22 protein-coding genes are annotated in these 19,852 nt (G+C 63.8%); 18 read left to right on the top strand and 4 right to left on the bottom strand.

Features of this window, described 5'->3' with window-relative positions:
- The first annotated feature begins 98 nt into the window (after window positions 1–98).
- A complete protein-coding gene (locus tag AC04SF_RS30875; protein WP_096451648.1) occupies window positions 99–1,295 on the top strand; it encodes a GGDEF domain-containing protein in 1,197 nt (398 codons plus the stop codon).
- 74 nt (window positions 1,296–1,369) lie between these two features.
- On the top strand, window positions 1,370–2,584 hold the full coding sequence (locus tag AC04SF_RS30880) for a GGDEF domain-containing protein (RefSeq protein ID WP_488480872.1): 1,215 nt from the start codon (window positions 1,370–1,372) through the stop codon (window positions 2,582–2,584).
- Here AC04SF_RS30880 and AC04SF_RS30885 read toward each other — a convergent pair.
- A complete protein-coding gene (locus tag AC04SF_RS30885; protein WP_488480873.1) occupies window positions 2,568–2,930 on the bottom strand; it encodes a hypothetical protein in 363 nt (120 codons plus the stop codon). The genes AC04SF_RS30880 and AC04SF_RS30885 overlap by 17 nt on opposite strands.
- Window positions 2,931–3,277: 347 nt before the next feature.
- Here AC04SF_RS30885 and AC04SF_RS30890 point away from each other — a divergent pair, with 347 nt between their 5' ends.
- The 8 genes from AC04SF_RS30890 to AC04SF_RS30925 all read left to right on the top strand — a co-directional run bounded on the left by AC04SF_RS30890 (window position 3,278) and on the right by AC04SF_RS30925 (window position 9,283).
- A complete protein-coding gene (locus tag AC04SF_RS30890) occupies window positions 3,278–3,718 on the top strand; it encodes a hypothetical protein (RefSeq protein WP_488480874.1) in 441 nt (146 codons plus the stop codon).
- Window positions 3,719–3,965: 247 nt separating this feature from the next.
- A complete protein-coding gene (gene sdhC / locus AC04SF_RS30895) occupies window positions 3,966–4,385 on the top strand; it encodes a succinate dehydrogenase, cytochrome b556 subunit (protein ID WP_488480875.1) in 420 nt (139 codons plus the stop codon).
- A gap of 2 nt (window positions 4,386–4,387) precedes the next feature.
- The gene (gene sdhD / locus AC04SF_RS30900) at window positions 4,388–4,786 is read left to right on the top strand and encodes a succinate dehydrogenase, hydrophobic membrane anchor protein (protein WP_488480876.1); all 399 of its coding nucleotides are present in this window, start codon (window positions 4,388–4,390) and stop codon (window positions 4,784–4,786) included.
- A gap of 1 nt (window position 4,787) precedes the next feature.
- On the top strand, window positions 4,788–6,623 hold the full coding sequence (gene sdhA / locus AC04SF_RS30905; protein WP_096451636.1) for a succinate dehydrogenase flavoprotein subunit: 1,836 nt from the start codon (window positions 4,788–4,790) through the stop codon (window positions 6,621–6,623).
- A 2-nt stretch (window positions 6,624–6,625) separates the two neighbouring features.
- A complete protein-coding gene (locus AC04SF_RS30910) occupies window positions 6,626–7,063 on the top strand; it encodes a DUF3052 domain-containing protein (RefSeq protein WP_488480877.1) in 438 nt (145 codons plus the stop codon).
- Window positions 7,063–7,842, top strand: coding sequence for a succinate dehydrogenase iron-sulfur subunit (locus AC04SF_RS30915; protein WP_010912301.1), 780 nt, complete (start codon window positions 7,063–7,065; stop codon window positions 7,840–7,842). The genes AC04SF_RS30910 and AC04SF_RS30915 overlap by 1 nt, the downstream gene beginning before the upstream one ends.
- A 65-nt stretch (window positions 7,843–7,907) precedes the next feature.
- A complete protein-coding gene (locus tag AC04SF_RS30920; RefSeq protein ID WP_488480878.1) occupies window positions 7,908–8,657 on the top strand; it encodes a nucleotidyltransferase domain-containing protein in 750 nt (249 codons plus the stop codon).
- Window positions 8,654–9,283, top strand: a complete 630-nt coding sequence (locus tag AC04SF_RS30925) for a YceH family protein (RefSeq protein WP_488480879.1) — start codon at window positions 8,654–8,656, stop codon at window positions 9,281–9,283. The genes AC04SF_RS30920 and AC04SF_RS30925 overlap by 4 nt, the downstream gene beginning before the upstream one ends.
- A 218-nt stretch (window positions 9,284–9,501) precedes the next feature.
- Here AC04SF_RS30925 and AC04SF_RS30930 read toward each other — a convergent pair whose 3' ends face one another.
- Window positions 9,502–9,927, bottom strand: coding sequence for an OsmC family protein (locus AC04SF_RS30930; protein WP_069090493.1), 426 nt, complete (start codon window positions 9,925–9,927; stop codon window positions 9,502–9,504).
- Between the two features lie 243 nt (window positions 9,928–10,170).
- Here AC04SF_RS30930 and AC04SF_RS30935 point away from each other — a divergent pair, with 243 nt between their 5' ends.
- From AC04SF_RS30935 to AC04SF_RS30945, 3 genes are all read left to right on the top strand, one after another.
- Entirely contained in the window at window positions 10,171–10,398 is a 228-nt protein-coding gene (locus AC04SF_RS30935) for a hypothetical protein (RefSeq protein ID WP_488480880.1), read from the top strand.
- Window positions 10,395–10,751 (top strand): YciI family protein, encoded by a 357-nt coding sequence (locus AC04SF_RS30940; protein WP_202352239.1) that lies wholly within the window; start codon window positions 10,395–10,397, stop codon window positions 10,749–10,751. The genes AC04SF_RS30935 and AC04SF_RS30940 overlap by 4 nt, the downstream gene beginning before the upstream one ends.
- A gap of 159 nt (window positions 10,752–10,910) precedes the next feature.
- Window positions 10,911–11,438 carry a hypothetical protein gene (locus AC04SF_RS30945; RefSeq protein WP_202352240.1) on the top strand — a complete coding sequence of 176 codons (528 nt, stop codon included), beginning with the start codon at window positions 10,911–10,913 and terminating at the stop codon, window positions 11,436–11,438.
- Between the two features lie 160 nt (window positions 11,439–11,598).
- On the opposite strand, the gene AC04SF_RS30950 is transcribed toward AC04SF_RS30945, so the two are convergent.
- A complete protein-coding gene (locus tag AC04SF_RS30950; RefSeq protein ID WP_488480881.1) occupies window positions 11,599–12,858 on the bottom strand; it encodes a ubiquinone biosynthesis hydroxylase in 1,260 nt (419 codons plus the stop codon).
- Between the two features lie 99 nt (window positions 12,859–12,957).
- On the opposite strand from AC04SF_RS30950, the gene tesB reads away from it, so the two are divergent.
- The 4 genes from tesB to AC04SF_RS30970 all read left to right on the top strand — a co-directional run bounded on the left by tesB (window position 12,958) and on the right by AC04SF_RS30970 (window position 16,467).
- Window positions 12,958–13,818, top strand: a complete 861-nt coding sequence (tesB, locus tag AC04SF_RS30955) for an acyl-CoA thioesterase II (RefSeq protein ID WP_488480882.1) — start codon at window positions 12,958–12,960, stop codon at window positions 13,816–13,818.
- Window positions 13,819–14,139: 321 nt separating this feature from the next.
- Window positions 14,140–14,478, top strand: a complete 339-nt coding sequence (locus AC04SF_RS30960; RefSeq protein ID WP_010912291.1) for a P-II family nitrogen regulator — start codon at window positions 14,140–14,142, stop codon at window positions 14,476–14,478.
- A gap of 31 nt (window positions 14,479–14,509) precedes the next feature.
- Complete coding sequence (locus AC04SF_RS30965; RefSeq protein WP_010912290.1) at window positions 14,510–15,865, top strand: ammonium transporter; 1,356 nt, start codon at window positions 14,510–14,512, stop codon at window positions 15,863–15,865.
- A 326-nt stretch (window positions 15,866–16,191) separates the two neighbouring features.
- Window positions 16,192–16,467, top strand: coding sequence for a hypothetical protein (locus AC04SF_RS30970; RefSeq protein WP_096451620.1), 276 nt, complete (start codon window positions 16,192–16,194; stop codon window positions 16,465–16,467).
- Window positions 16,468–16,607: 140 nt separating this feature from the next.
- Here AC04SF_RS30970 and AC04SF_RS30975 read toward each other — a convergent pair whose 3' ends face one another.
- Window positions 16,608–16,979 (bottom strand): hypothetical protein, encoded by a 372-nt coding sequence (locus tag AC04SF_RS30975; RefSeq protein WP_488480883.1) that lies wholly within the window; start codon window positions 16,977–16,979, stop codon window positions 16,608–16,610.
- A 196-nt stretch (window positions 16,980–17,175) separates the two neighbouring features.
- Between AC04SF_RS30975 and AC04SF_RS30980 the strand changes: the two genes are divergently transcribed.
- A complete protein-coding gene (locus AC04SF_RS30980; protein WP_488480884.1) occupies window positions 17,176–19,833 on the top strand; it encodes a DNA translocase FtsK in 2,658 nt (885 codons plus the stop codon).
- Window positions 19,834–19,852 lie beyond the last annotated feature (19 nt).

Here is a 19,852-nt window from a genome sequence, read left to right on the forward strand (position 1 = left end):
CATTCGCGCGGTGCGCATATTCGCTCGGGCTTAACCGCTTGTTTGGGCTTGCGCCCTAAGCTCTTCCGTGACGTCAAGCGAGGGGAAGTCACCGTCCTTTGGACACTGGCCTGTTGATAGCGCTGCTCAATCCGACGATCGCGCTGGCCCTCGGCGCGGCCTTCCTCGTGCTATGGACCTATCAGCGCCACCGGCCCTATCTGGCCGTGCTGGCGCTCAGCTATTGTGTTTCGGCGCCCGGCTTTCTGTTCCAGTATTTCACCTTGCCCATCGGCATGGCGCTGACCAAGCTGGTGTCCAACATCTGCTTCGCCATCGCCGGCTGCTGCCTGTCAGGCGCCATCGTCGCCCGCTATGGCCGCAAGGTGCCTTATGTGGGGATCGGCGTGCTGGCAGGTGGCGGGCTGGCTTCGTTCTGCTGGTTCCTGTTCGTCGCGCCGGATCTCACCTGGCGTATCCTGGCGATGAATTTTGCCTTCGGCGGACTCAGCCTTCTGGTCGGCGCCGAACTCAGGCCGGTGCGCAACAACGGCCCGACCGAGAAAATCCTGTTCGTGCTGTCGCTGCTGTCGGGCCTCAACTTCTTCGTGCGCACGCTTGTCGTCGTCATCGCGCACGGGCCGTTCACCAGCTATGACGGATTCTATAGCTCGTCCTACTGGACGACGGCGCTGCTGTCGCATGCGCTTTTGTCGCTTCTGATCGCGCTTTGCCTGTTCAGCGCCGCGGCGCTCGACGTCATGAAGGCGCTGAAGGCCGAGACATATACCGATCCGCTGTCGGGCCTGCTCAATCGGCGCGGCTTCGAGGAGCGCGCCGAGTTCCTGTTGCAGCGTTGCGCGGCGGCCAAGTTTCCGGTCGCGCTGGTCCTGGCCGACCTCGATCACTTCAAGGCACTCAACGACGTGCACGGGCATGCCGCCGGCGACCGGGTGATCGCCGACTTCGCCGCCAAGCTGCGAGCGGCCACCGGCACGCGCGGCGCTGCCGGACGCATCGGCGGCGAGGAGTTCGCAGTACTTTTGCCGCTGAGCGATCTCGCCGCCGCACGATTGTTCGCGGAGGCCGTGCGCACGCTCTATTCGGCAGGCGGCGTCGATGGGCTTCCTCCCGGCACCAAGGTCACCGCCAGTTTCGGCGTGGCAGCCCGCAGCGGCGAGGAAGCGCTGCAGCCCTTGATGCGCCGTGCCGACGAGGCGCTCTACAAGGCCAAGAAGAACGGCCGCGACAGCGTGCGCCTGTCCTACGAACGGCCCGAAACGCTGTTCGTGCTGGAACAGTCCAAGACCGCCTGACACCGGGCTTTCCGGCCCACGTTAACGTCTTTTTCGCCCGTCGATGTTTAGCTGCGGCACGGGGTGCGAAAGAGATGAGCGGCGCGAACTTCATCCTGCTGATCAATCTGTCGGTTGCCGGCCTGCTGGCGGCATCCTTCATGGCGGTCGCGTTCCACGATGTCGGCCGCGCCCCGGCGCGCTGGCTGGCGTCCGGCTATCTCCTGGGCATGGTTTATTTCGCCATCGAATTCAGCATTCCCGCCTTTACGGATGCGCGGCCGGCGGTGGTCGCCGCCTTCGCTGTCTTCCTTGGTGCCACCATGGCCTTCAATGTCGGGCTCGCCCGCAAATACGGCATCGCGACGCCATGGCCGCCGATGCTGTTCTTCCTGGTCGCCGCCACCATCGCCGTCTATTTCGTCCAGGACCTGCCGCGCCAGTCGCTGACCCGCATGATGGCCTACCAGCTTCCCTATGCCGTCATGCAATTCGTCGGGTTGGCCATCGTCTGGTCGTCCAGGCAAAGGCGTGGCCGGCTCGATCGCATCCTGATGGCGGTCCTGGCCGCCAGCGGTGTGCAATTCGCCTCAAAGCCGTTCATCGCCCATGCGCTCGGCGGTTGGGGCGCCAATCCGCAGGCCTATCTGCAAAGTGGCTACGCGCTGGTGTCGCAGTCGCTCGGCACCGTCTTCGGCCTGGCGCTGGCGTTGCTCATCCTGGCCATCCTGGTGCGCGAGGTGTTGGCCGATGTGACGTCGAAGTCGGAGACCGATACGCTTTCGGGACTGCTCAATCGCGGTGCTTTCACGCGTCAGGCCGAACAGGCCGTGCTTGGCGCCGTCCGGCAAGCTGTGCCGGTCGCGCTGGTCATCGCCGATCTCGATCATTTCAAGAGTATCAACGACAGTTTCGGCCATGCCTCCGGCGACCGCGTGATCGAGACTTTTGCCGGTTTCCTGCGCGGGGCGGCCGCCAGGCACCATGTCGCCGGCCGTATCGGCGGCGAGGAATTCGCCGTCATCCTGCCGGGGGCCAACCTTGCCGCCGCCCGGCTGTTCGCCGAGGGCACGCGCAGCGCGTTCGGCACGCTGCCCATCGACGGCCTGCCGCCGGACAATCGCTGCACCGCGAGTTTCGGGATCGCCGAACTTCATCCCAGTGAAACCATTGCCGATCTCATGCGGCGCGCGGATGAGGCGCTTTATCTGGCGAAGAATGCCGGGCGCGACTGCGTACGCGCTTCAGCCGGGCCGGGAGGCGAGTGGCCGTCCAACGCGATCGCCATCAACTTTAGCGGCAGGGGCTGAGTTCCGGCATTTCGCCGTCGGAAAGCCCGTACATGTAGCTGCGGCCCTTGACGAAGACCGGCGGCCGGTAGCAATCGCCGCCGCCTGATATCTCGTCCGATTCGTTCTGGTAGATCACCTTGGGCTGGCCGGCGCTGGTGTAGTTGGACAGCTGCTTGGCCAGCTTGCCTTCGCCGACGATGATGCGCTTGTAGCCGGCGGCGCTGTCGATGACGAGATTGCCGAAAGAATCAGCGTAGACGCGATCCTGGTGGCGTCCATCGGCCAGCGTGGGCGTCGCCAGGCCGGCCACCGAGGCCGCCACAATGAGCGCAGCAAGGCGCAATCTGCTCGAGTTTGAACGCATGGCGTTTTCCTTCTTTGAGGCCAAAGCGCGTCGCGACGCGCTTTTATCTCTTGTTTGGATGCATGTCGTTTGTCCCAAAACCGCTGACGCACTTTTGGGCGACATGCATGCCTCCTCGAATCAGAAATTAACCTTTTCTTAACCTTTGTTAAGAGGCCGGCGCGCTGCGCGGTGATGTCTCGGTAAACATGGTTAATTTCCGACTGGAGGGAAAACCGTCGGCCATCATTCGGCCATGCTTGGACGCACCATCGCGGCCGGCATCGAATGGATTCAAAAGGTGGCGTTGGGGCAACCTTGATCTTGGCGTAGCATCGTGGCTAGTCTGCCGCGCGGGAGGACAGCATATGGCGTTACGCCGGACGGTTTGGGTGTCCGTTTTCCCGTTGCTCGCTCTCGTTGCCGCCTGTGTGCCGCAGGATGGCGCGCCGAAGGCGGCCAATGCCGTCTCGCCTGCACCGGCTCAGCCGCCCATCGCAGCAGCCGCGCCCCCGGCACCCGCGCCTCCAGCACCGGCAACCAAGATCACCACCGACCTTACCGCGCCGCGATCCGGCATAGGCACGGCCACCTACAGATGCGGTAACAACGGCATGATCACCATCCAAAATCTCGGCACGGCGTTGCGTGTGGTCGGGCCCGACGGCGCGACAGAGGAGTTCGCGGCGTCGCCCGCCAACCAGTCCAGCCGCTACCAGGAGGCCGCCACGCATGACGCAATTGTGATCGACGGGCGTGAGGCGCTGGTGATGAAGAGAGGCTCGACGCCGCAGACCTGCAAACGATAGGCTGCACGGCTAATGGGCGGCGTATGCTGCACTGCAGCGATATCGAGCCGGCTTCGGGTCGCCAAGCCCTAATCGATTGAAGCCCGAGCCTGCCTTTTTGTCAGACTAAATGACGTTTTCAAAACGATTTTCTGGCTTTGACGCGGTGCAAAAAGAGCATTAGAAACCGCCTGTCCGAAGTCGCAACCGGAAGCGGCAATGCCGCATTCCCACCTGAGGCTCCAGAGACGCCGAACCTGGGGGAGCCATGAGCAAATCACCAGCCACCCGCGAATTCGCCAGACGTGAACGGCCGCTCTCGCCGCACCTGACGATCTACCGGCCGCCGATTACGATGACGATGTCGATCATCCATCGCATCACCGGCGGGGCGCTTTATTTCGGTACGCTGCTGGTCGCGGTCTGGCTGATGGCGGCGGCAAGTTCGCAACCGGTCTTCGACTGGGTCAACTGGGCCTTCGGCACCTGGCTCGGCCGGCTGATCCTGTTCGGTTACACCTGGGCGCTGATGCACCACATGCTGGGCGGCGTGCGCCACTTGGTCTGGGATACCGGCGCCGGTCTCGAAAAGCACACCGCCTCGAAGATCGCCTGGGCGACGCTGGTCGGCTCGATCCTGCTCACGCTGCTGATCTGGGTCGCCGGCTACATGGCGCGGAGAGCCTGATCATGAGCGGCAAGAACAACACCGACATGCGCACGCCGCTGGCGAAAGTCCGCGGTCTTGGTTCCGCCCGTGAGGGCACGGGCCATTTCTGGCGTCAGCGCCTGACAGCCATCGCCAATATCCCACTGACACTGTTCTTCGTTGGGTTCCTGATCGCGCTCAACGGCGCCGGCTATACGGAAGTGCGGGCAGCGCTCGCCAACCCGTTCGTGGCGCTGGTGCTGGCGCTCGTGCTGGTCTCCGGGCTCCTCCATATGCGGCTCGGCATGCAGGTGATCATCGAGGATTACGTGCATGGCGAAGGCGTGAAGCTGGCGCTGATCGCGCTCAATACATTTTTTACCGTAGCGGTCGGCGTCGCCTCGATCTTCGCCCTGCTCAAGCTGGCATTTGGAGGCTGAGTTGGCCAAGGACGCGAAATCAGCCAACACGGCAGGCTATACTTTTGTCGACCACAAGTTCGACGTGGTGGTCGTAGGCGCCGGCGGCGCCGGCCTGCGCGCCACGCTCGGCATGGCCGAGCAGGGCCTGCGCACGGCCTGCATCACCAAGGTGTTCCCGACCCGCTCTCACACCGTTGCGGCGCAAGGCGGTATTGCCGCTTCGCTTGCCAATATGGGCCCCGACAACTGGCAATGGCACCTCTTCGATACCGTCAAGGGTTCGGACTGGCTGGGCGACATCGACGCACAGGAATACATGGTCCAGCAGGCGCCAGCCGCCGTCTACGAGCTCGAACATTACGGCGTGCCGTTCTCGCGCACCGAAGAGGGCAAGATCTATCAGCGGCCGTTCGGCGGCATGATGATGAATTTCGGCGAAGGCCCGCCCGTACAGCGCACATGCGCCGCCGCCGACCGCACCGGCCATGCCATGCTGCATACGCTCTACGGCCAGTCGCTGAAGCACAACGCGCAGTTCTTCATCGAGTATTTTGCGCTCGACCTGATCATGGAGCCTGACGGCACCTGCACCGGCGTCGTCGCCTGGAACCTCGACGACGGCACCATTCACCGCTTCTCGGCCAAGATGGTGGTGCTGGCGACGGGCGGCTATGGCCGCGCCTATTTTTCGGCGACCTCGGCGCACACCTGCACCGGCGACGGCGGCGGCATGGCGGCGCGGGCCGGGTTTGCGCTGCAGGACATGGAGTTCGTGCAGTTCCACCCGACCGGCATCTACGGTGCCGGCTGCCTGATCACCGAGGGCGCGCGCGGCGAGGGCGGCTATCTCGTCAATTCCGAGGGCGAGCGCTTCATGGAGCGCTACGCGCCGTCGGCCAAGGACCTTGCCTCACGCGATGTGGTGTCGCGCTGCATGACGCTGGAGATCCGCGAGGGCCGCGGCGTCGGCCCGAAGAAGGACCACATCTTCCTGCATCTCGACCATCTCGACCCGGCCGTCTTGCACGAAAGGCTGCCGGGCATTTCGGAATCGGCCAAGATCTTCGCCGGCGTCGACCTGACCAAGGAGCCGATCCCGGTGCTGCCGACGGTGCACTACAATATGGGCGGCGTGCCGACCAACTACTGGGGCGAGGTGCTCAATCCGACGGCCAAGAACCCGGACCAGGTGTCGCCCGGGCTGATGGCTGTCGGCGAGGCCGGCTGCGCCTCGGTGCACGGCGCCAACCGGCTGGGCTCGAACTCGCTGATCGATCTTGTCGTGTTCGGTCGCGCGGCGGCGATCCGCGCCGGCCAGGTCATCGACCGCAAATCGGCAATCCCTTCGCCCAACGAGGCCTCGGTCGAAAAGATCATGGATCGCTTCGACCGGCTGCGCCACGCCAACGGCTCGACCCCGACGGCGGTGTTGCGGGAGAAGATGCAGAAGGCGATGCAAGAGGACGCGGCGGTGTTCCGCACCCAGGAATCGCTGGACAATGGCTGCAAGCGCATCTCGCAGATCTGGGGTGAACTCAAGGACATAAAAGTGTTCGACCGCTCGATGATCTGGAACTCCGACCTGGTCGAGACGCTGGAACTGGAAAACCTGATGGCCAACGCCATCACCACCGTCCATGGCGCCGCTGCGCGCAAGGAAAGCCGTGGCGCGCACGCCCGCGAGGACTTCTCGGCGCGTGACGACGCGACCTGGCGCAAGCACACGCTGGCGCGGCTCAACGAGGCCGGCGAGGTGGCGCTCAGCTATCGGCCGGTGCACACCGAACTGCTGCGGAAGGAAGCCGACGGCGGTATCAACCCGGCCAAGATCGCGCCCAAGGCCAGGGTGTACTGACCATGACACCGGCGGCCTCGGGATATTCCGGCACGCCCCTTCCGGCCAAGCTTGGCCTGAAGGACGGCATGACTGCCGCCTTCATCGCGCTGCCGCCGGAACTCGACGACCTGGCTGACGCCGTGGCTTTTGCCGAAGTCGATCGGCTGGCCGATTGGTCTGCCATTTCAGGGGCTGTTTTGAAATACGACGCCGTTCATGCCTTCACCCGGCAGCGCGCCGAGATCGAGGATCGCCTCGGCGATGTCGAGGCGGCGATCAAGCGCAACGGCATGGTCTGGGTGTCCTGGCCGAAGAAGGCATCGAAAGTGCCGACCGACGTCACCGAAGGCGTCGTGCGCACCGAAGCGCTGAAACGCGACCTTGTCGACGTCAAGGTCGCCGCCGTCAATGAAATCTGGTCCGGGCTGAAGCTCGTCATCCGAAAGGACCTGAGGTAATGGTCGAACTGACGCTCCCCAAGAATTCGAAGATCCAGCAGGGCAAGACCTGGCCGAAGCCGGAAGGCGCCACCAATCTGCGGGAATACCGCATCTACCGCTGGTCGCCGGACGATGACGAGAACCCGCGCATCGACACCTACTTCGTCGACATGGACGATTGCGGGCCGATGGTGCTCGACGCGCTGCTGTGGATCAAGAACAAGATCGACCCGACGCTGACCTTGCGCCGCTCCTGCCGCGAAGGCATTTGCGGATCCTGCGCCATGAACATCGACGGCTCCAACACGCTGGCCTGCACCAAGGGCTGCGACGACATTTCCGGCGCCGTGAAAGTCTATCCGCTGCCGCATATGCAGGTGGTCAAGGACCTGGTGCCCGACCTCACCAATTTCTACGCCCAGCATGCCTCGATCGAGCCGTGGCTGAAGACGGTGTCGCCACAGCCGGCCAAGGAATGGCTGCAGAGCCACGAAGACCGCGAGAAGCTCGACGGGCTCTACGAGTGCATATTGTGCGCCTGCTGCTCCACCTCGTGCCCGAGCTACTGGTGGAACGGCGACCGCTATCTCGGCCCGGCGACACTCTTGCAGGCCTATCGCTGGCTGATCGACAGCCGCGATGAGGCCAAGGGCGAGCGGCTCGACAATCTCGAAGACCCGTTCCGGCTCTATCGCTGCCACACCATCATGAACTGCGCCCAGACCTGCCCCAAAGGCCTCAACCCAGCCAAGGCGATCGCGGAGATCAAGAAGATGATGGTGGAGCGCCGAGTCTGACGCCGAAACTACCCGCTGACTTTTCGCCGGACGCCGTCGGGGCCCTCCGCGAGCGCCTCGATCTGGTGCGAAGCCAGGGTGTAATAATCCTGTTCGCCATCGAAAGCGGCAGTCGCGCCTGGGGTTTTCCGTCTCCGGACAGCGACTATGACTGCCGTTTTGTCTATATCAGGCGCGTGTCGGATCACCTCGTCCTGCAACAGCCGCGCGACGTCATTGAGTTTCCGATCGAAGGCGAGATCGATGCCGGTGGCTGGGATCTGCGCAAGGCCTTGCTCCTGGCGCTCGGCGGCAATGCGGTCATCGTCGAATGGGCAAAGTCACCCATCGTCTATGAGGAAGTCGCGGGATTTCGCGCGCGCCTTCTCGACCTGCTGGCCGAGATCGTCGATCCGGTAAAGGTATCGCAGCACTATCTTGGTCTGGCGCGCTCGCATGTCGCCAAGATCGGCAGTTTTTCCGGCGAGGTGAAACTGAAGAAGCTGTTCTATTTGATCCGGACATTGGTGGCCCTGGACTGGATGGAACAGCGCGGCTTTGCCGGCCTGCCGCCGATGAACCTCGGCGAATGCCTCGACCAGACGGCCGTGCCGGTGCCGGCAGCAAAGGAAATCCGCGGCCTGACCGAGCGGAAAAGCCGGACGCGGGAGATGGGGTCCGGTCTCATCCCGACCGCCATCGCGCGCTATCTCGAAGCGCGATATGGTCATCACGCAATGAACCTTGCCGCCCCGGTGAGGGATAATGCCCGCCAGGCGCGCAAACATGCCCTTGCAACCGTGTTTTATCGTCAGGAGGCTGAACAACTTTCATGAGCGAAGACCTTCCCATCCTCAATCTCGTCGAAGCCCGCGTGCTCGGTTGCCTGATCGAGAAGAAGGAGCTGACGCCTGACGTCTACCCGCTGACGCTCAATGCAGCCCTTGCCGCCGCCAACCAGAAGACGGCGCGCGAGCCTGTCATGGCGCTGGAGCAGACAGAGGTGCACCGCGGACTGAAGCTGCTCGAGCAGAAGGGGCTGGTGCGGCAGATGTTCGGCTCGCGCGTCGAGCGCTATGAGCATCAGATGGCGCAGCGCTTCTCGCTGACCACGCCGCAGACCGCCTTGATCGGTCTGCTCCTGCTGCGCGGACCGCAAACGGCGCATGAACTCCTGGCTCGAGCCGAGCGCATGGCGCGGTTTTCGACGATCGAGGATCTGCGCGCTGAACTCGACATGCTGATCGGCCGCCGGCCGCCGCTGATCCAGGAAATCCCGCGCGGGCCAGGCCAGCGCGAGGACCGCTACGTGCATCTTCTCGCAGGAGCCGTGGACGTTGCAGCTCTATCGGTCCAGCGCAGCGCGCTGGCCACGCCTCACTCTGACCTGGAGGCGAGAGTGGAGGCGCTGGAGCAGGAAGTCGCCGCTCTGCGCGCCCGACTCGACGCGCTGGGGGCTTAACAGTCAACGGAGACGGCGGCGCGAGGCCCCCCTCTCTGTCCTGCCGGACATCTCCCCCTCAAGGGGGGAGATTGGCAGTTCCAGCGCTGGCGCTTCTCTTGCAACGTTGGTGATTTGCGAAAGCCGGCATGACATCTGATCTCCCCCCTTGAGGGGGAGATGCCCGGCAGGGCAGAGAGGGGGGCGAAGGATCGCTGCCCTTCAGATAGAAACGCCGATCACCCCAGCTTCGCGTCGAGCGACACCTTGATGGCGCCAAGCGCCTTGGAGACCGGGCATTCGGCCTTGGCCTTCTCAGCCAGTTCCTTGAATTTCGCCGCATCGATGCCGGGCACCTTGCCGACCAGCGTGATCGCGCTGCCGGTGATGCCGGTGCCCGGAACCAGCGTCACCACGGCCTTGGCGTCGAGCTCAGCCGCTGGCGTGCCGTTCTCAGCCAGGAAGTGCGAAAGCTGCATGGCGTAGCAGCCGGCGTGCGCGGCCGCGATCAGCTCTTCCGGATTGGTGCCGGATTTGCCGCTTTCATCCTCGAAACGCGCCTTGAACGAATAGGGCGTGCCTTTGAGCGTCCCGCTCTGGCTGTCGAGCGTGCCCTTGCCTTCTTTCAGATTGCCTTTCCAGACGGCGGTTGCGGTGCGGTCCATGAAGTCCTCCTTGGTTGTCTTGAACTTGGCCTGAGTGGCATCGGGTCAACTATAGCGCGGGTGCGCGCGAAGACCACTGCGCTGTTTGAACCACGGCACGATGACGGCGCACGATGATGGCTCATGCCTTCCGGAAAAAATAACCGGGCTTTCCTGAAAAAATATTCGGGCAAAAATGTCGACTCCCATCCGGCCCAGCCGTCCTGCGGGCGGCCATGGGATTGTGGCCGGTTGGAGGTTCACATGGACAATCTGTTTTTCGCATTGTGGAAGAGCCCGGGCAACAAGGCCGGGCGACAGGAAGACTTCTGGATGGATCCGCCGGCGCCCGTCTTCGGCCGGCTGCTTGCGGCTGTTGCCATCATCGGGATCGCGGCATGCCTTCTTGACCATGCGGCGGCGGTCGAAGGCAAGGCTGACACGCTCGCTATCGCATCTTATGGTTCGCTGCAGCAGGGGAGGTCGCAATGAAATATGTCTGCCTGGTCTATGGCGAGGAAAAAGACCTCTACGCATTGACCGCGGAGCGCGGGGCCAAGCTCGACGCGGATTCACTGGCTTATGACAGGTCCCTGGACCAGGAGGGCAAGCTGATCATCGCGCAGGCGCTGCAATCGGTGAGGACGTCGAAGTCGGTGCGGCGGCGCGAGGGCAAGCGCCTTGTCACCGACGGCCCGTTCGCCGAAACCAAGGAACAGCTGCTCGGTTTCGTCATGGTCGAGGCCGACAATCTCGACGAAGCGCTGGACATCGCCGCCGGCATTCCGCTGGCCGAGATCGGCACGATCGAGGTGCGGGCGATCTACGACATACCGGGGTCATAGATGGCATCTGGCTTTGGCGGTTGGGGCGGCAGATCGGCTTGTTTAATCGCCAAAGCGTCACCAGCCGCAAATTGAATTTCTTGGCCAGGGTCAACTCTCGCGTGTTGAAGCAAGGCGACAGTTCTCTTATCGTCGCGCGGGTTCCTGGGGGATTTCGACATGCCTTTCCTGATTGCTGTCCTTGGCGTGCTCGGAGCGGCGGCGTTCTGGTGGTACCGGATGAAGGCCATGAACGACGCTGCGCGCGAGGTCGCCGACGTCGTCGGGCGCGTGCAAGGCAACATCAGGCGCAAGAAGCTGCGCAAGCAGGCGGCGCTATCGCCACTAACGGCGATCGACGACCCGGTGGTCGCCGCTGCGACGCTGATCACATCGATCGTCTCCGAGAATGGACCGATCCTGCCGCAGCGCGAGGCCGTCATCCGTGCTGTCATTTCCGAGATCGCCGACAAGAAGAAGACCGACGAGGCGGTGATCTACGCCAAATGGGCGGCCTCGCAGATCGACGACACCACCGTCGTCATCGACAAGCTGGCACCGTTCCTGCGCGAGCGTCTGGATGTCGCCGAGCGCAACGACCTGCTGCAGATGGTCAACCGCGCGGCCCAGGGCGGCGAGAAGCGCCTCGAGATCGCCGACCAGCGCATGCTGCGGCTGCGGCAGAAGCTGGGTTTCGAGGTAAATTGAGGGTGTGCTGATATTCAGGTGAGGCCGGCCTGCAAACGACGGCTTCCTGCGCTTCCGGTGCTCACGTACTTAAGTACGCTCCGCTCCGGTTCTCGTAAGCCATCGTTTTCGACTCGGCCTGACCTGAATCTCAACACACCCTGGCGTGTGCGTGAGACAGTCAGATCGCTTCGCCCTTCAGCAGCCGTGGCGTGCCGGCCGACAGTCCCGACGCCTGGCGGATGAAAAACGCCTTCAGGCGCGGCATGCGCTCGACGAGGCCGAGGCCGATGTCGCGGACGGCGCGCAGCGGGGCGATGTCGTTGGAGAACAGCCGGTTCAGCACATCCGTGGTGACGCCCATCTGCACCGTGTCGAAGCGGCGCCATTGCTGGTAGCGCTCGAGCACGTCGAGCGCGCCGATGTCCTGGCCGAGCCGGTCGGCCTCGACGATCACCTCGGCAAGTGCCGCGACGTCCTTGAAGCCGAGGTTGAGGCCCTGGCCGGCGATCGGGTGAATGCCGTGGGCGGCGTCGCCGGCAAGGGCCACGCGCGACGCGACGAAGGCACGCGCGATGGTCAGGCCGAGCGGCCAGGCGCGCGGCTTGTCGGCAACGCGGATTTCGCCGAGCTTCAGGCCGAAGCGCTGTTCGAGTTCATGCTCGAAGACGAGATCGTCGCCTTCCACCAGCGCTTTGGCATCCTCCGCGCGTTCGACCCAGACGATCGATGAGCGGTTGGTGCCGTCTTCGTCGGGCTTCAGCGGCAAGGTGGCGAAGGGCCCGGCGGGCAAAAAGTGCTCTTCGGCGCGGCCATTGTGCGGGCGTTCATGCGCAACCGTGCAGACGATGCCGGACTGGCCATAATCCCATTTCACCGTCTTGATGCCGGCCATGTCGCGCAGCTTCGAATTGACGCCGTCGGCGGCGACCAGCAACCGCGCCGTCAGCGCGGCCCCGTCGGCCAGATGCACGGATATGCCGGCGCCATTGGTCTCGAAACCCTGCACCGCCACGCCTTCGATGATGTCGATGCCGAGCTTTTCGGCCCTGGTCCGCAAGGCACCGTTCAAGGACTTGTTGGCGACCATATGGGCGAAGGGCTCGCCGGGCGCCACTTCGCCACCGAAGGTCAGGAACACCGGGCGCACCGGATCGGCGCTGCGCGAATCGGTGATGATCATCTCGGTTATCGCCTGCGCCTGCGGCGCGATCTCGGCCCAGACGCCGAGCTGGTCGAGCATGCGGCAGGCGGCCGCGGCAATGGCCGAGGCGCGGCCGTCCCGTTGCCAGGCACCGGCGGGCGCGGCATCGACCAGCGCCACGGCCAAATGCGGCCGCGCCTGTTTCAGCGAGACGGCGGTGGCCAGCCCGACATAGCCGGCGCCGGCGACGAGAACATCGAGCCCGGATCTGGTCTTGGCGTCCGCCTTGCGTTCCATTGTCTTGGCTCCTTGCGCGCCGGCCACAGCTGGCGCCCTTGACGGCTCGTTGTTCCTGTCGGAAACCGCCATAGCAATTTTGCGGCGAGGTCACAAAACATGACGGCGGCGATCGACGAGCTTCTGCGCATTCTCGACCTCGAGAGGCTGGAACACAATCTGTATCGTGGTCGCAGCCCCCAGGTGGAGTGGCAGCGCGTGTTCGGCGGCCAGACGATCGCCCAGGCGCTGGTGGCGGCGCAACGGACGGTGGAGCCGGACCGCTTCGTGCATTCGCTGCACGGCTATTTCATGCGGCCGGGCGACATCAGGGTGCCGATCGTCTACGAGGTCGACCGCATACGCGACGGCGGCTCCTTCACCACCCGCCGCGTGCTGGCGATCCAGCACGGACAGGCGATCTTTTCGCTCGAAGCCTCGTTCCAGGTCGGTGAGAAGGGACTGGAACACCAGTTCGCGCTGCCCGACGACGTGCCGCCGCCGGAAGGGCTGCAGACGCAGCGGCAGCTGCTCGAAAGGGCCGAGCGCGTGCCGGAGGCGGTGCGCCGCTTCTGGGCGCGCGAGCGGCCGCTGGAGCTCAGGCCGGTCAATCTCCAGCATTATGAAAGCCGCGACAAGCTGCCGCCCCGGCAGAATGTTTGGATCCGCCTTGCCGGGCCGGTTCCCGACGATCGCGCGCTGCAGTCGGTGCTGCTCGCCTATCTCTCCGACATGACGCTATTGGACACCTCGACCTTCGCGCATGGGCGCGGCCTGTTCGATCCCGACATCCAGGCGGCGAGCCTCGACCATTCGATGTGGTTCCACCGGCCGCATCCGCTCGACGGCTGGCTGCTCTATGCGCAGGACAGCCCGTCAAGCTCGGGATCGCGCGGCTTCAGCCGCGGCACGCTTTACGCGCGTGACGGCACGTTGATCGCCTCGATGGCGCAGGAAGGGTTGATCCGGCTTAAGCGTTGAGCATTGCGAGTCTTGTTTGAGCAGGATCTCTGGATAAACGAAAAGCGCTTGTCCGAGAAAACCGGGCTCGGCTTTCGGGATCGTGCTCAAAGCCGGCAAATTAGGCAAAATCGAAAAATTGCATAATTTTTGAGCATATGACGTGCCGCAGGCATTGGCACCTGCTGCCTCCAATCGCTCCATTCCCTTTGTTTACAACAGGTTAACATGCTGCTTCGGCACTTGGCACGGAGCTTGAATCCTTGGGGGCACTCTCCGGCTCTTTGGGATCGGTGAAGTCGTGCAAACGCGGGGGACCGCAACAGCAAAGGGTGAAACCTTATGAAAATCGTGATGGCAATCATCAAGCCGTTCAAGCTGGACGAGGTGCGCGAAGCGCTTACCGCCGTCGGCATCCAGGGCCTGACCGTCACCGAAGTCAAAGGCTACGGGCGTCAGAAGGGACATACGGAAATCTATCGCGGAGCGGAATACGCGGTCAGTTTCCTGCCGAAGATCAAGATCGAGGTCGCGGTCAGTGCCGACACGGTCGACAAGGCCGTCGAAGCCATCACCGCCGCGGCCAAGACCGGCCAGATCGGCGACGGCAAGATCTTCGTTTTCGGCATCGATCAGGCGGTGCGCATCCGCACCGGCGAAACAGACACCGACGCGCTCTGAGCGGCGAACACGTATTCCAATGGAGAGTTCAATGAATATTTCTTCCACCTTGAAGACGACGGGACGGGCGGCCCTTCTGGGCTCGCTTGCTCTCGCAGCATTGGGCAGCGTCGCCGCGTTCGCGCAGGAAGCAGCTCCGGCCGCTGCCGCTGCCGCGCCGGCTGCCGCTCCCACCCCGGTGCTCGACACCGGCAACACCGCCTGGATGCTGACCTCGACGGCGCTGGTGCTGATGATGACCATCCCGGGCCTGGCGCTGTTCTACGGCGGCATGGTGCGCAAGAAGAACGTGCTCGCCACCATCATGCAGAGCTTTGCCATCACCTGCCTGGTGACGGTGCTGTGGTTCATGTTCGGCTATTCGCTCGCCTTCTCCGACGGCGGCGGCATGAATGCCTATCTCGGCGGCTTCTCGAAATTCTTCCATCACGGCATCACGGTCTCGACGCTCTGGCTGCCTGGGGTCTCGAACATTCCTGAATTCGTCTTCTCGATGTTCCAGATGACCTTCGCCATCATCACGCCTGCCCTCATCGCCGGTGCCTTCGCCGAGCGCATGAAGTTCTCGGCGCTGCTGCTGTTCATGGCGTTGTGGCTGATCGTGGTCTATTGCCCGATCGCGCATTGGGTCTGGGGCGGCGGCTTCCTCGGCACGGCTGGCGTGCTCGACTTCGCCGGCGGTACGGTCGTCCACATCAACGCCGGTGTCGCGGGTCTGGTCTGCGCGCTGGTTCTGGGCAAGCGCGAAGGCTACGGCACCACCAACATGGCGCCGCACAACCTGGTCTATTCGGTGATCGGCGCTTCGCTGCTGTGGGTCGGCTGGTTCGGCTTCAACGCCGGTTCGGAACTGGCGGCCGACGGTCTTGCCGGCGCTGCGATGATGAACACGCAGGTCGCCACCGCTGCCGCCGCGCTCGCCTGGATGTTCGCGGAATGGATCGTCGCCAAGAAGCCCTCGGTGCTCGGCATCATCTCGGGTGCCGTCGCCGGCCTCGTCGCGGTGACGCCGGCTTCCGGCTTCGTCAACCCGACAGGCGCCTTCATCATCGGCATCGTCGCCGGCGTGCTCTGCTACATCTCGGCGGTCAAGGTGAAGCACATGTTCGGCTATGACGACTCGCTCGATGCCTTCGGCGTGCACGGCGTCGGCGGCATCATCGGTGCGCTGCTCACCGGTGCGCTCGCCGACCCGGCGATCAACGCGCTCGGCAAGGGCGGCTCGGTGGTCACCCAGCTCTACGGCATCGTCTTCACCATCCTGTGGACCGCGATTGCCACCTTCGTGATCCTCTACATCGTCAAGGCGCTGGTCGGCCTGCGTCCGACGACCCAGGAAGAGGTCGAAGGCCTCGATATCTCCCAGCATGGCGAAGTGGTGCCGTAAGGCCAGCCTCGCCAACGGGGCCGGCGGAACCCTCCTCCCGCCGGCCCCATGATTCCTTCACGCAATTCCAGGAAACCCGCAATTTGGCTTTCCTTGGAATTGCTCCAAAGATCCCGTCGTGACGTTCTCGAAAGAGGCTCACGCATTGAGGCCCGGAGCGATCCGGGCCTCTTTTTTGGCAAAATCATCCTGATTGAGATCAACTTTGCGCCGTCACGTTCGTGTGAGGACGCTTTTCGAGGAAACATCGACCGCCCTGGCTCCGAACTGTGGATGCGATCGTCGTTATGACGCTCGTGTGTAAAAACACAGGGAAGGAACTCCTCATGAACTTCAAGAACATTTGCCTCGGGGCACTTGCTCTTTCCATGGTCAGCGGCGTTGCATTTGCCGGTGCACTCGATGAGCCGGACAATATGGCGCCGTTCTTCACCGATTCCAGCATGAAAACCATGAAGCCGATGGCGGAATTCAAGGCCGCCTTCATGGCCATGCCGATGGAAAAGCAGGAAGCAATGAAGAAGGAATGCCAGGATGCGGCGATGAGCAAGCCGCACGCCGAGTTCTGCGCCAACGTCCATATGCTCGGCGGCGCGAACTGACGCGTGAGACGGGCGGCCGGATGGCCTGACTGATGTCCATGAACGAGCGGATGATGGCGGGCCTTGGTGCCCGCCATTGCCTCGTTTGGTCAAAGCAGCGTTAGCGAAGACAGTAGGGTTCCCTGGCCCGACCGGCGGGTCTATCCGCCGACCCCGTCGTCCATCATGGTGTTTGTCAGCGCCTCATAGGCGCTGCTGCAGGTCTGCGAATGGGGACAATTCCGGACAATCAACGCCGGCGCCACCGTCAGGACGGCCGCAATCAGAATTTGCAGGCCCAGGCCCAGTACCCCAAATCCCTTGCCGAAGAGAGCTCTGTACAGAAAATACAGGCCCTGTATCAAACAGGCGAAGGCAAGCAGGTGCAGGAGTGGGCCGGTCGCCCGCGCGAAGGGCGTGATGTAGCCATCAGGAAAGCCCACCATGCCGAGGTCGACAAACCAATGCAGGGCGAGCACGAGGCTAAGCCCTGCCCAGGCGAGAGCCGCCACGCGAAGGAAGACAGATTGCATGCCTCTATCCACCTTGGGGGTCGCACGGCGACGTTGCACGCCCTGTCCGCTTCCGCTTCAACCTGAAGTGACGGGGTTTGATGATCTCAACCTCTTATAGTTAATGCGCCCTTAACCTTCCCACCGATAGTCTGGCATCCGAATCTGCCGGAGTGCGTCATGTGCTGCGGCCAGGCAATCACTGACGGGGAAGAGCATGCGTTCAGGGGCTTCAGCACCGCTCGCGCTGACCGATACGGGGCACGGCATCCAGGCTTTCGCACGGCGCCAGGTCGGCCGGCTGGTCGGCGCCGGCCTGTTCCTGGCTGTAGCCTTCGGGGTCGCCAGCCTCGCCACCTGGAACGTCGCCGATCCAAGCTTCTCGCACGCCACCAGCAACACCGTCACCAACGCCATGGGCTATGCGGGTGCCGTGTTCTCCGACCTTGCCATGCAGTTCTTCGGCCTTGCCGCGGTTGCCGCGCTGGTCCCGGCTGTCATCTGGGGGTATCTCCTGTTTTCGGCGCGCGGCGTCGACAGGCTGCCCAAGCGCGGACTGTTCTGGTTCGGTTTCGCGCTGCTCGCCGCCGCGATCGCCGGCTGCATCGTCCCGCCCAAGACCTGGCCGCTGCCCACCGGCCTTGGTGGCGTGTTCGGCGACATGGTGCTCAAGATCCCCGGCGTGCTCATCGGCGGCTATCCGACCGGGCTGATCGCCAGCGTGCTCGCCGTCTTGCTGGCGGCGCCGACGCTCTGGCTGTTCGCCTATGGATCGGCGCTGATCGGGCGCAAGAACGGCTTCGCCGTGATGGAAGAGCCGGCCGCCGCGGATCCGCGCGAGGACGATCTGCTGTTCGACAATGACGAGGATGAGGGGGACGAGGGCATACTAGCGCTCGGCGCCATCACCCATTGGTGGCTGTCGCTGCGTGCGTGGATGCATCGCCGCGCCGTGCGCCGCAGGCAGGAACGCGATGAGTACGAGCCGGAGCTGGAGCCGCGCTCCACCGCTTGGCGGCGCGCCGCCGAACGGGTCGAATCGGCCGAATTCGCCGAACAGCGGATGAGCCCGGACGGCCGCGCTCGCGTCGAACCGGAATTCTTCGCCGCCATGGTCAATGACCGCAGCGTATCCGTCGATCCGGACGATGACGATATCTTCGACCGCGACGACGTGGATTTCGACGACGAGCCCGTCACCAAGCGCCGCGGGGCCCCCACGGCCAAGGTGCAGCAGTTCCGCTCCGACGCCGCAACCCGTGTCGAGGCGCCGGCACCGCGCCCGGCTCCAGGCGCGCGCGTCCAGCGCGAGGCGCAGACCTCGCTGATCGGCTCGGACACGTTCGAAATGCCGTCGCTGCATTTCCTGTCCGAACCGAAGAACGTTGCCAAGGACGCAAGCCTGTCGAAGGATGCGCTGGAGCAGAATGCGCGCCTGCTCGAGGGCGTGCTGGAGGATTTCGGTGTCAAGGGCGAGATCATCGCCGTGCGACCCGGTCCGGTGGTCACCCTTTATGAGCTGGAACCGGCGCCCGGCATCAAATCGTCGCGCGTCATCGGCCTGTCCGACGACATCGCCCGCTCGATGAGCGCTATCGCTTGCCGCGTCGCCGTGGTTCCCGGACGCAACGCGATAGGCATCGAACTGCCGAATGCCAAGCGCGAAACCGTCTACCTCCGGGAGATATTGGCCAGCCGCGATTTCGAGACGACCAAGTCCAAGCTGGCGCTGGCGCTGGGCAAGAGCATCAATGGCGAAGCGGTCATCGTCGACATCGCCAAGATGCCGCACGTGCTGGTCGCCGGCACCACCGGCTCCGGCAAATCCGTCGCCATCAACACCATGATCCTGTCGCTGCTCTACAAGCTGACGCCGCAGGAATGCCGGCTGATCATGATCGACCCGAAGATGCTGGAATTGTCCGTCTATGACGGCATCCCGCATCTTTTGACGCCCGTCGTCACCGATCCGAAGAAGGCGGTGGTGGCACTGAAATGGACCGTGCGCGAGATGGAGGACCGCTACCGCAAGATGTCCAAAGTCGGCGTGCGCAACATCGATGGTTTCAACGCTCGCGTTCAGCTGGCCGAGAAAAAAGGCGAGAAGATTTCGCGCACGGTACAGACCGGCTTCGACCGCCAGACCGGCGAGGCGATCTACGAGACGGAGAATCTCGACCTCGAGCCGATGCCCTACATCGTCGTCATCATCGACGAAATGGCCGACCTGATGATGGTCGCCGGCAAGGACATCGAGGGCGCCGTGCAGCGCCTGGCGCAGATGGCGCGCGCCGCCGGCATCCACGTCATCATGGCGACGCAGCGGCCGTCGGTCGACGTCATCACCGGCACCATCAAGGCCAACTTCCCGACCCGCATCTCCTTCCAGGTGACGTCGAAGATCGACAGCCGCACCATTCTGGGCGAGCAGGGCGCCGAGCAGCTGCTCGGCATGGGCGACATGCTCTACATGGCCGGCGGCGGACGCATCCAGCGCGTGCACGGCCCGTTCGTCTCCGATGACGAGGTCGAGAAGATCGTCGGGCACCTGAAGCTGCAGGGCGTGCCCGAATATCTCGATGCCATCACCGAGGACGATGACGAGGACGATGACGAGCCGTCCGGCAAGGGCGGCTCCGGCGGGGGTGGCGGCAACAGCAATCTGGACGATTCCGACGATCCCTACGACCAGGCGGTGGCCGTGGTGCTGCGCGACGGCAAGGCCTCGACCAGCTATATCCAGCGTCGTCTCGGCATCGGCTACAACCGCGCCGCCTCGATCATCGAGAAGATGGAAAAGGAAGGCATTGTCGGTCCGGCCAACCATGCGGGAAAACGCGAGATCCTGGTGCCGACCGAAGACGACAAATTCTGATGGGAAGCTGGGCCGCAAC

It is taken from the genome of Mesorhizobium sp. CNPSo 4671 (assembly GCF_057784245.1).

Excerpts from the sequence above, each read along its gene's own strand:
- AC04SF_RS30880 (WP_488480872.1), top strand. The coding sequence starts at position 1,370 with ATGAGCGGCGCGAACTTCATCCTGCTGATCAATCTGTCGGTTGCCGGC.
- AC04SF_RS30885 (WP_488480873.1), bottom strand. The coding sequence starts at position 2,930 with ATGCGTTCAAACTCGAGCAGATTGCGCCTTGCTGCGCTCATTGTGGCG.
- AC04SF_RS30890 (WP_488480874.1), top strand. The coding sequence starts at position 3,278 with ATGGCGTTACGCCGGACGGTTTGGGTGTCCGTTTTCCCGTTGCTCGCT.
- sdhC (WP_488480875.1), top strand. The coding sequence starts at position 3,966 with ATGAGCAAATCACCAGCCACCCGCGAATTCGCCAGACGTGAACGGCCG.
- sdhD (WP_488480876.1), top strand. The coding sequence starts at position 4,388 with ATGAGCGGCAAGAACAACACCGACATGCGCACGCCGCTGGCGAAAGTC.
- AC04SF_RS30910 (WP_488480877.1), top strand. The coding sequence starts at position 6,626 with ATGACACCGGCGGCCTCGGGATATTCCGGCACGCCCCTTCCGGCCAAG.
- AC04SF_RS30915 (WP_010912301.1), top strand. The coding sequence starts at position 7,063 with ATGGTCGAACTGACGCTCCCCAAGAATTCGAAGATCCAGCAGGGCAAG.
- AC04SF_RS30925 (WP_488480879.1), top strand. The coding sequence starts at position 8,654 with ATGAGCGAAGACCTTCCCATCCTCAATCTCGTCGAAGCCCGCGTGCTC.
- AC04SF_RS30930 (WP_069090493.1), bottom strand. The coding sequence starts at position 9,927 with ATGGACCGCACCGCAACCGCCGTCTGGAAAGGCAATCTGAAAGAAGGC.
- AC04SF_RS30935 (WP_488480880.1), top strand. The coding sequence starts at position 10,171 with ATGGACAATCTGTTTTTCGCATTGTGGAAGAGCCCGGGCAACAAGGCC.
- AC04SF_RS30940 (WP_202352239.1), top strand. The coding sequence starts at position 10,395 with ATGAAATATGTCTGCCTGGTCTATGGCGAGGAAAAAGACCTCTACGCA.
- AC04SF_RS30945 (WP_202352240.1), top strand. The coding sequence starts at position 10,911 with ATGCCTTTCCTGATTGCTGTCCTTGGCGTGCTCGGAGCGGCGGCGTTC.
- AC04SF_RS30950 (WP_488480881.1), bottom strand. The coding sequence starts at position 12,858 with ATGGAACGCAAGGCGGACGCCAAGACCAGATCCGGGCTCGATGTTCTC.
- tesB (WP_488480882.1), top strand. The coding sequence starts at position 12,958 with ATGACGGCGGCGATCGACGAGCTTCTGCGCATTCTCGACCTCGAGAGG.
- AC04SF_RS30960 (WP_010912291.1), top strand. The coding sequence starts at position 14,140 with ATGAAAATCGTGATGGCAATCATCAAGCCGTTCAAGCTGGACGAGGTG.
- AC04SF_RS30965 (WP_010912290.1), top strand. The coding sequence starts at position 14,510 with ATGAATATTTCTTCCACCTTGAAGACGACGGGACGGGCGGCCCTTCTG.
- AC04SF_RS30970 (WP_096451620.1), top strand. The coding sequence starts at position 16,192 with ATGAACTTCAAGAACATTTGCCTCGGGGCACTTGCTCTTTCCATGGTC.
- AC04SF_RS30975 (WP_488480883.1), bottom strand. The coding sequence starts at position 16,979 with ATGCAATCTGTCTTCCTTCGCGTGGCGGCTCTCGCCTGGGCAGGGCTT.
- AC04SF_RS30980 (WP_488480884.1), top strand. The coding sequence starts at position 17,176 with ATGCGTTCAGGGGCTTCAGCACCGCTCGCGCTGACCGATACGGGGCAC.